This window comes from Pseudomonas sp. Sample_24 (assembly GCF_004307605.1).
Classification (GTDB): Bacteria; Pseudomonadota; Gammaproteobacteria; order Pseudomonadales; family Pseudomonadaceae; genus Aquipseudomonas.
Genome location: NZ_RCNW01000036.1, coordinates 1 through 3,422 on the forward strand (window position 1 = coordinate 1; position 3,422 = coordinate 3,422).

Below are 3,422 nucleotides of genomic sequence, written 5' to 3' on the forward strand. Positions count from 1 at the left end.
TGGCGAGTTCCACGACGTCGAACGTTGGGCTCATCAGGGCGGCTTCCTACAGGTCGGTGGCGCTGGGCGCTCTATATGGGGCCGATGGTAACAAAAAGCGGCGTCGGTCGGGGCGTCCTCTGCGTTGCGCGGTGGGGGCGGAATCGCTAGAGTTCGGCAGTCTTTTAGCTCGCTCGACCAATAAACAATACAAATGGGAGTGTCTTGTGGAAATTGCCTGTCTGGATCTTGAAGGTGTGCTGGTTCCGGAAATCTGGATCGCCTTCGCCGAAAAAACCGGGATCGAATCCCTCAGGGCCACCACTCGGGACATTCCCGACTATGACGTGCTGATGAAACAGCGCCTGCGGATTCTCGACGAGCACGGCCTGAAGCTTTCGGATATTCAGGAAGTGATCGCCACCCTCAAGCCGCTGGACGGCGCCATCGAGTTCGTCGATTGGCTGCGCGAACGCTTTCAGGTGGTGATCCTGTCGGACACCTTCTACGAATTCTCCCAGCCGCTGATGCGTCAGTTGGGCTTTCCGACCTTGCTCTGCCATCGTCTGATCACCGATGACAGTGGGCGGGTGACGAGCTATCAGTTGCGTCAGAAAGATCCCAAGCGTCAGTCAGTCCTGGCGTTCAAGAGCCTTTACTACCGAGTGATTGCGGCGGGGGATTCCTACAACGACACCACGATGCTGGGCGAAGCGGATGCGGGGATTCTGTTCCACGCGCCGGATAACGTCATTGCAGAGTTCCCGCAGTTCCCGGCGGTGCATACGTTTGAGGAACTGAAGCAGGAGTTCATCAAGGCTTCCAACCGTACCTTGAGTTTGTAAACATCACCTGTGGCGAGGGAGCTTGCTCCCGCTCGGCTGCGCAGCAATCGCAACCCGGTCATGCCTTCTATCTGACTGTAGGCGGTGTCTGGTTTGGGGATGCTTCGCACCCCAGCGGGAGCAAGCTCCCTCGCCACTAAAGGCTATAGGTTCTGCAGGGTATCGAGCAGGACCTTCACCTTGGTGATCGATTCCTGATACTCGGCCTGCCACTCGGAGTCCGCGACGATTCCGCCACCGCCCCAGCAACACACCTGCCCATCCTTGACCAACAGGCTGCGAATGGCGATGGAACTGTCCATTTCGCCGCGCACGTCCAGGTACAGCAAAGAACCGCAATACAGCCCGCGCCGGGTGGGCTCCAGCTCATCGATGATCTGCATCGCGCGGATTTTCGGCGCGCCGGTAATCGAACCACCAGGGAAGCTGCCGGCGATCAGGTCCAGCGCATCGCGATCATCCGCCAATTCTCCGGTCACGCTGCTCACCAGGTGATGCACGTTCGGGTAGCTTTCCAGGCTGAACAGTTCCGGCACCGAGACCGAACCGGTGCGGCAGGTGCGGCCCAGGTCGTTGCGCAGCAAATCGACGATCATCAGGTTCTCTGCGCGGTCCTTGGGGCTGGCCAGCAGTTCGGCAGCGTTTGCCGCATCTTCGACAGGCGTCAGGCCGCGCGGGCGTGTGCCTTTGATGGGGCGGGTTTCGACATGGCCCTTGCTGACTTTGACGAACCGCTCCGGTGACAGGCTGAGCACGGCGCCACCGTCGGGCAGGCTCTGGAACCCGGAAAAGGGTGTCGGGCACGCCAGCCGCAATGCGTTATAGGCCGCCCATGGATCACCCGCGCAAGGCGCGCGAAAACGCTGGGCGAAGTTGACCTGATAGCAGTCGCCGGCCTGGATGTATTGCTCAATACGCTCGATGGCCTGGCGATACTGATCGGCACTCAGATCGGCATTCATCGGCGATTGCAATTTGAATGGCAGGACTGTTTCGCCGGCGGGGTGGCTGAACAGCTGGATCAGGCGCTGACGTTCGCTGTCGGCCAATGTCGGGTGGAACACCAGCTGGCTGGTCATCTGCTGGTGATCGCTGATCAGCGCCCAGTCGTATAAACCGAAACGCGCGTCCGGCAATTGCAGGTCGTCCTGCGCCTGGCTGGGGAGATTCTCCAGATGGCGGCCGAAGTCATAGCTGAGGTAGCCGATCAGGCCACCGGCGAACGGCAGCTCATGGGGAACCTGTGCTTCACCCAGTCGTGTCAGATTGTCGCGAAGGCGTTGCAGGAAATCGCCGCCATTTTCGTCAGGCGAAACCGTGAGTTGTTCCAGCGGCCAGGCGCTGAGCAAGTCGAAGCGGCCACGGTCGGCGTTGGGGCGGCCGCTGTCGAGCAGCACGGCGCCAGGGGCATGACGAATGGCCGCGAAGTACTCGGCGGGGTTGGCGCGATAGGGCAGCGGGTGTACGGAGCAGGTCAGCATGGGCGGGTTGGATCAGCCATCGAGGCGGGGTGGCGATTGTAGTCCCCTCGGGGATTTGCTCCTAGAGGGATGTCGGGGATTGGCAGGTTGAGTGCTTTCGTCGATCGTTCCCACGCTCTGCGTGGGAATGCAGCCCGGGACGCTCCGCGTCCCAAAGCGGACGCAGAGCGTCCATTGAGGCATTCCCACGCAGAGCGTGGGAACGATCAGATCAGGATCAGCCCTCGACCGGCGGAATATGCCCAAACATCTCCTGCACGTACGCCACCCGCTCTTCGACGGTTTCAGTCGCGCCGCGGGCCTTCAACTCTTCCAGTCGTGCCTCGACGGCATGGGTACGCAGCGTCAGTCCGCAATCGTTGGCAATCTGAATGTTCAGGCCCGGCCGGGCATTGAGCTCCAGAATCAGCGGGCCTTTTTCCTGGTCCAGCACCATGTCGACACCGATGTAACCCAGCCCACACAATTCATAGCAACCGGCGGCGAGCTTCATGAAACCGTCCCAGTAGGGCAGTTGCACGCCATCCACCGCGTTGGTGGTGTCCGGGTGCTTGGCGATGATGTTGTTCAGCCAGGTGCCGCGCAGGGTCAAGCCGGTGGCGAGGTCGACGCCGACGCCGATGGCACCCTGGTGCAGGTTGGCCTTGCCGCCGGACTGACGGGTCGGCAGGCGCAGCATGGCCATCACCGGGTAACCCATCAGCACGATAATGCGGATATCCGGCACGCCTTCGTAGCTGATGCTCTTGAAAATCTGGTCCGGGATCACTCGGTATTCGATCAGCGCCCGGTCACGGTGGCCGCCCAGCGAATACAGACCGGTGAGGATGCTGGAGATATGGTGCTCAAGCTCTTCGTGGGCAACGATCTTGCCCGACACCGTGCGATAGCGACCCTCGAAACGGTCGGCTACCACGATGATGCCATCGCCGCCGGCACCCTGGGCCGGTTTGATCACGAAGTCGTTGCGCCCACCGATGATCTCGCCGAGCTTGTCGATTTCCTTCTCCGTGGAGATCACGCCATACAGTTCCGGCACATGGATGCCGGCGGCGATGGCGCGCTCCTTGGTGATGATCTTGTCATCGACGATCGGGTACAGGCTGCGCTTGTTGTA

Annotated in this window: 3 protein-coding genes; 1 reads left to right on the forward strand and 2 read right to left on the reverse strand. The window is 61.0% G+C overall.

Features of this window, described 5'->3' with window-relative positions; all coding sequences use genetic code 11:
* Positions 1-206 precede the first annotated feature (206 nt).
* Entirely contained in the window at positions 207-824 is a 618-nt protein-coding gene (thrH, locus tag D8V06_RS01865) for a bifunctional phosphoserine phosphatase/homoserine phosphotransferase ThrH (RefSeq protein WP_056856947.1), read from the forward strand.
* A 143-nt stretch (positions 825-967) separates the two neighbouring features.
* Here the strand turns inward: thrH and pabB are convergent, their stop codons facing one another.
* Together pabB and D8V06_RS01880 are read right to left on the reverse strand one after the other, a co-directional pair.
* Positions 968-2,305: an aminodeoxychorismate synthase component I gene (gene pabB, locus D8V06_RS01870; protein WP_130906133.1), complete on the reverse strand. Its 1,338-nt coding sequence runs from the start codon at positions 2,303-2,305 to the stop codon at positions 968-970.
* A gap of 217 nt (positions 2,306-2,522) precedes the next feature.
* The coding region (locus tag D8V06_RS01880; protein WP_130930329.1) for an alpha-L-glutamate ligase-like protein at positions 2,523-3,422 on the reverse strand (900 nt) is incomplete at its 5' end.